Origin of the sequence: Nitratidesulfovibrio oxamicus (genome assembly GCF_015731765.1) — a bacterium.
Lineage (GTDB): Bacteria > Desulfobacterota > Desulfovibrionia > Desulfovibrionales > Desulfovibrionaceae > Cupidesulfovibrio > Cupidesulfovibrio oxamicus.
The window spans coordinates 1-5,105 of the sequence record NZ_VRYY01000167.1 but is presented as its reverse complement, the minus strand read 5'-3'; the positions used below and the strand labels follow the sequence as shown (position 1 = coordinate 5,105).

General features: G+C 67.7%; 4 protein-coding genes. 3 read left to right on the top strand and 1 reads right to left on the bottom strand.

The window, feature by feature from the left end; all coding sequences use genetic code 11:
- Positions 1-131 precede the first annotated feature (131 nt).
- Entirely contained in the window at positions 132-1,406 is a 1,275-nt protein-coding gene (locus tag FVW20_RS07160) for a glycosyltransferase family 2 protein (protein ID WP_196608888.1), read from the top strand.
- A gap of 196 nt (positions 1,407-1,602) precedes the next feature.
- On the opposite strand, the gene FVW20_RS07155 is transcribed toward FVW20_RS07160, so the two are convergent.
- Entirely contained in the window at positions 1,603-2,193 is a 591-nt protein-coding gene (locus FVW20_RS07155) for a TrmH family RNA methyltransferase (protein WP_196608887.1), read from the bottom strand.
- A gap of 472 nt (positions 2,194-2,665) precedes the next feature.
- Here FVW20_RS07155 and FVW20_RS07150 point away from each other — a divergent pair, with 472 nt between their 5' ends.
- Together FVW20_RS07150 and cbiM are read left to right on the top strand one after the other, a co-directional pair.
- A complete protein-coding gene (locus FVW20_RS07150) occupies positions 2,666-4,072 on the top strand; it encodes a sodium:proton antiporter (RefSeq protein ID WP_196608889.1) in 1,407 nt (468 codons plus the stop codon).
- Positions 4,073-4,336: 264 nt separating this feature from the next.
- The gene (gene cbiM, locus FVW20_RS07145) at positions 4,337-4,951 is read left to right on the top strand and encodes a cobalt transporter CbiM (protein ID WP_196608886.1); all 615 of its coding nucleotides are present in this window, start codon (positions 4,337-4,339) and stop codon (positions 4,949-4,951) included.
- Positions 4,952-5,105: the final 154 nt, after the last annotated feature.

The following is a 5,105-nucleotide window of genomic DNA, read 5'->3' as shown; positions in this document are numbered from 1 at the left end:
GCCGCGCTGGCCCGGCAGGACCTGCTGCGCAAGGCCACCGCGCTGGCGTCCGCCTTGTCCGCCCCGGGCGCCGGGTAGCCGCCACCTCTCTCACCTGCTGCACCGCGCCCCGCGCGCACGAGTCCCATCGCATGACCGCAAAAGCCCCCCTCGTCTCCGTCATCATCCCTGCCTGGAATCTCTGGGACCTCACGCGCGGCTGCCTGGAAAGCCTGCACGCGCATACCCCCGGCGGCGTGCTGGAGATCATCGTGGTGGACAACGGCTCCACCGACGCCACCGCCAGCGACCTTGAACCGCTGGGGCGCGCCCTGTTCGGCGAGCTTTTCCGGCCCATCCGCCTGCCGGAGAACAAGGGCTTCGCCGTGGCCAGCAACCTTGGTGCGGCACAGGCGCGTGCGGGCAGGCTGCTGTTCCTGAACAACGACACCCTGGTCACGCCCGGCTGGCTGCCGCCCCTGCTGCGCGCGCTGGACGACGACACCCGGCTGGGGGCCGTGGGGCCGCTGCTGCTCTACCCGGATACGGACAGGGTGCAGCACTGCGGCATCGCCTTCACGCCGTCGCTGTCCACGGAGCACCTGTACGCCAACTTTCCGGCGGCGCACCCGGCGGTGGCCGCGCGGCGTCCGTTGCAGGCCATCACCGGTGCGGCCCTGCTCATGGAGCGCGGCCTGTTCGCGGACTGCGGCGGCTTCCACGATGGCTACCTGAACGGCAGCGAGGACCTGGAACTGTGCTGGCGCATCCGCGAACGGGGGCTGAAGGTGGCCTGCGTGGCGGAAAGCCGGGTGTACCACATGGAAAGCCGCACCCCCGGACGCCGCGACCACGACGCGGCCAACGCCGCCCGGCTCAACCGGCGCTGTTCCGGCTGCTTCGGGCCGGACCTGCACAAGCTGGCCAGGCGCGACGGCTTCGAACTGGCCTTGACCCCGTGGCTGGAAACCTACCTGACCCTGCCGCCCGCGCGCGAGGCGGAGCTGCTGGCGGACCACGCCGATTTCGAACCCGGCAGATGCTGGCAGGCCTTGCAGGCCGACCCGCTGTGGCAGTCCGGCTACGAACTGCTGGCCGCGTTTCTGGAAGAACACGGCAAGTATCTTGAAGCCTCGGGCGTGCGGCTGCTGCACTGCTACTTCTTTCCCACCCTGCCGGGCTACCGCCGCCTGGCGCTTGTGGCGGCGCAGGCGGGCAACCCGGACCTTGCCGGACAGGCGGCCCGCAAGATCGAGCACGTCACCGGCCTGCTGGAAGACCCGGAACCGCTGGTGCGCAAGGCGCGCGGGCTGGCCCGCTGGGCACGGCGCGCGGGCGAGCGCGAGGTGGGCGCGCTGTACGAAGGGTGGCTGACCGACCTTGGCCTGCCGCTGGAAGGCGATGAACCCGATGGCCCCGACGAATAACGCGGACGGAGCGAACGAGTGATGCCCCGGCGGCGCACGCAAGGGACGCGGACGGCCTGCCGGGTGAGGGCCACCGACGCCCTCGGCGCCATCCGCCTCGCGGCTGCCCGCCCCCCATCGCCAAACACGACGGCGGCGTACCCGGAACCATCCGAATACGCCGCCGTCGCGCTTTTCGGGGCATTGCCCCTGTCCGCTATTTTTCCGCCCAGGCCGCGATGCGGGCCTCCAGTTCCTCTTCGGGCCAGGAGGGCCGGTCGTACATGCCCGCCAGCACGCGCTGGCGCGAGGCCTCGGCCAGCAGCACCGCCGCCGCCACCGACACGTTGAAGCTCTGGATCATGCCGTACATGGGGATGTATACTTCACCGTCCACCAGTTCCACCAGTTCCGGGGCCACCCCGGAATGCTCGTTGCCCATGATGATGGCGGTGGGCTGGGTCATGTCGTAGTCACCCAGCGGTTTGGCAGCAGGAGTGCAGCTGGTGGCAAGCACGCGGTGCCCGCTTTCCTTCAGGGTGCGCATCAGGCTCGGGGCGTCGGAATGGCGCACCGTGTCCACCCACTTGCGCGCCGATGCCGAAGACTTGCGGCCCAGCACGGGAAAGGCGGTATCGGTGTAGTACAGGTGCACCTGTGCCACGCCGAAGGCGTCGCAACTGCGGTAGATGGCCGAAACGTTGTGCGGGTCGTGGATGTTGGCCAGCACAAGGGTCAGGTCCTTCTGCCGCCAGCCGAGAACGCGGCGGATGCGTTCCATGCGCCGGGGAGTTATCTGTGGTGCCATGCGTATGCCGATGGGTTTCCGTAAGGTTGCGGGGACGCCGAAGCGCGGGGCACCTGTGTACCCCCCTTCGGCCAAAAAGTCACCTTCCCGCTTGACCAATCAAACCGTGTTGTTCCATAACCGGAGCGAAGCGTTGCTCGCGTCGGCGATGCCGTCACCGCACTGGTTCACGCGGTTGAGCGGCGCCAACCACCGCAACGGCCACTGCAACGCCAACGCGAAAGGCCACTGTTGAAAAGATGGCGCACTCCCGTTACTACAGGCGTTGGCATCGGTCCGCAGTCCGTCGCGCCGCGTGACGCGGTCGCACCATGGACCGCAGGGATGCGCCTTCCGACACGAAAGGATCATGCCCATTTGACGAATCATCCCGGCCTGCGACATTCCTGTCGCCGTGCCCCGGTCGGGTGGATTTCATACACAGAGACGCCAAGGAGGCTCCCCAGTGAAGACCCAGATCCAGAAAACGGCCATGGCCCTCGTGGCCGCTGCCGCGACCATGCTCCCGGGCATGGCGTTCGCCGCCGGGGCAGGTGCGCCGCACCTCGACGGCGCGCTGCTCGGCGGCCTGTGGGCAGTGCCGTTTGCCTGCATGCTGTTGTCCATCGCCATTCTTCCCCTGATGGCGCCGCATTTCTGGCACCATCACTTCGGCAAGGTCTCCGCGTTCTGGGGCCTGGCCTTCCTTGTGCCCTTCGCCCTCAAGTTCGGCGCATCGCTGGCCCTGTACGAGGTGCTGCACACCCTGCTGCTGGAGTACATCCCGTTCATCATCCTGCTGTTCGCGCTGTTCACCGTGGCCGGGGGGGTTCGCCTGACCGGTTCGCTGGTGGGCACGCCCGTGGTCAACACCCTGTTGCTGGCCATCGGCACGGTACTGGCGAGCTGGATGGGCACCACCGGCGCGGCCATGCTGCTGATCCGCCCGCTGCTGCGCGCCAACGCCCACCGCAAGTACAAGGTGCATTCGGTGGTGTTCTTCATCTTCCTGGTGGCCAACATCGGCGGTTCGCTGACCCCGCTGGGCGACCCGCCGCTGTTCCTCGGCTTCCTCAAGGGCGTCTCGTTCTTCTGGACCACCATCCACATGTTCACGCCCATGCTGCTGGTTTCCGTGCTGCTGCTGGCCGTGTTCTTCGCGCTGGACACCGTGCTGTTCGGCAAGGAGGGCCGCCCCGTGCCACCGCAGCAAGGCGGTGGTGAAAAGCTTGGCCTGGAAGGCAGCGTGAACCTGCTGCTGCTGGGCGGCGTGGTGGGTGCCGTGCTGCTGAGCGGCTTCTGGAAGCCGGGCGTGGAATTCGTCGTGTACCACGTGCCGGTGGAACTCCAGAACATCGTGCGTGACATCATCCTGCTGGTCATCGCCGGGCTGTCGCTGAAGCTGACCGATCCCGAATCGCGCATCAAGAACGACTTCAGTTGGGGTCCCATCGCGGAAGTGGCCAAGCTGTTCGCGGGCATCTTCGTCAGCATGATTCCGGCCATCGCCATCCTGAAGGCGGGCGAGAACGGCGCGCTGCGCTCGGTGATCCAGATGGTGACCCACGACGGCCAGCCGGTGAACGTCATGTACTTCTGGCTGACCGGCCTGCTGTCCAGTTTCCTGGACAACGCACCCACCTACCTGGTGTTCTTCAACACCGCAGGCGGCGACGCCATGCACCTGATGCACGACATGACCCAGACGCTGCTGGCCATTTCCGCCGGCGCCGTGTTCATGGGCGCCAACACCTACATCGGCAACGCGCCCAACTTCATGGTGCGTTCCATCGCAGAAGAACAGGGCGTGAAGATGCCCAGCTTCTTCGGCTACATGGCCTGGTCGTGCGGCATCCTGGTGCCCGCGTTCATCCTGGTGACGCTGGTCTTCTTCATGTAGCGCCGCGCACCGCATTGACGGACAACGCCGCCCCTGCATGCCCCGCGCGTGCGGGGGCGGTTTCCGTTGCGGCGGCTGGCGGAAGGCAGAAGACGGAAGGCAGAAGGCGGCGGGCGACGGGCGATGCGCGTTTCAAGCCCCGGCACTCCCTGCGGATTCGTGACACGTTGACGCTCCATGTGCCATCTGCTACCCCTTTCGGCACGCCCGTGACGCCGGATTTTCCGCGCGCCGCGACGGGCGCGCAGACAGCGCGAGGCATGCATGCACATTTCGGAAGGGGTGCTTTCTCCGGCGGTGCTTGGCGCGGGCGCGGCGCTGGCCGCCCTTGGCGTCACGGCGGGACTGAAACGGGTGGACTATGATCGCCTGATGACCGTGGCCATCCTGTCCTCCGCATTTTTCGTGGCCTCGCTGATCCACGTGCCCATCGGCCCTTCCAGCGCGCATCTCGTGCTCAACGGGTTGCTGGGGGTCATGCTGGGCTGGGCCGCCTTTCCCGCCATCTTCGTGGCGCTGGCGTTGCAGGCGCTGCTGTTCCAGTTCGGCGGGCTTACCGTGCTGGGGGTGAACACCTTCAACATGGCCCTGCCGCCGGTGCTGTGCTTCTACGTTTTCCGGCCCATGCTGACCGGCCCGTCCCGCCTGCGCGGGGGCGCGGCCTTTGCCTGCGGCTTCCTTTCCGTGGGCGCGTCCGCCCTGCTCACCGCCGCATCCCTGGCACTGTCCGGCGAGGCGTTCATCCCCGCCGCGCGGGCGCTGGTGCTGGCGCACATCCCGGTCATGATCGTGGAAGGCGTGGTGACGGCGCTGGTGGTGTCTTTCATCGCACGGGTGCGGCCCGAAATGCTGGCCTTCACTTCCGCAGCACACGGCTAGCCCAAGGTGCTGGACGAACCCTTCAGCCGGGGCGCCTCGCGCCTGCATCTGGCCGACCCGCGCTGCAAGCTGGCGGCGTCGCTGGGCGTTGCCGTGTGCGTTGCCCTGCTGCGATCCCCCGGCCCGGCTACCCTGGCCCTGCTGCTCGGCGCGG

Bases quoted from the DNA above. Each gene is read 5' to 3' on its own strand.
- cbiM (WP_196608886.1), top strand. From the start codon at position 4,337: ATGCACATTTCGGAAGGGGTGCTTTCTCCGGCGGTGCTTGGCGCGGGC.
- FVW20_RS07155 (WP_196608887.1), bottom strand. From the start codon at position 2,193: ATGGCACCACAGATAACTCCCCGGCGCATGGAACGCATCCGCCGCGTT.
- FVW20_RS07160 (WP_196608888.1), top strand. From the start codon at position 132: ATGACCGCAAAAGCCCCCCTCGTCTCCGTCATCATCCCTGCCTGGAAT.
- FVW20_RS07150 (WP_196608889.1), top strand. From the start codon at position 2,666: ATGGCCCTCGTGGCCGCTGCCGCGACCATGCTCCCGGGCATGGCGTTC.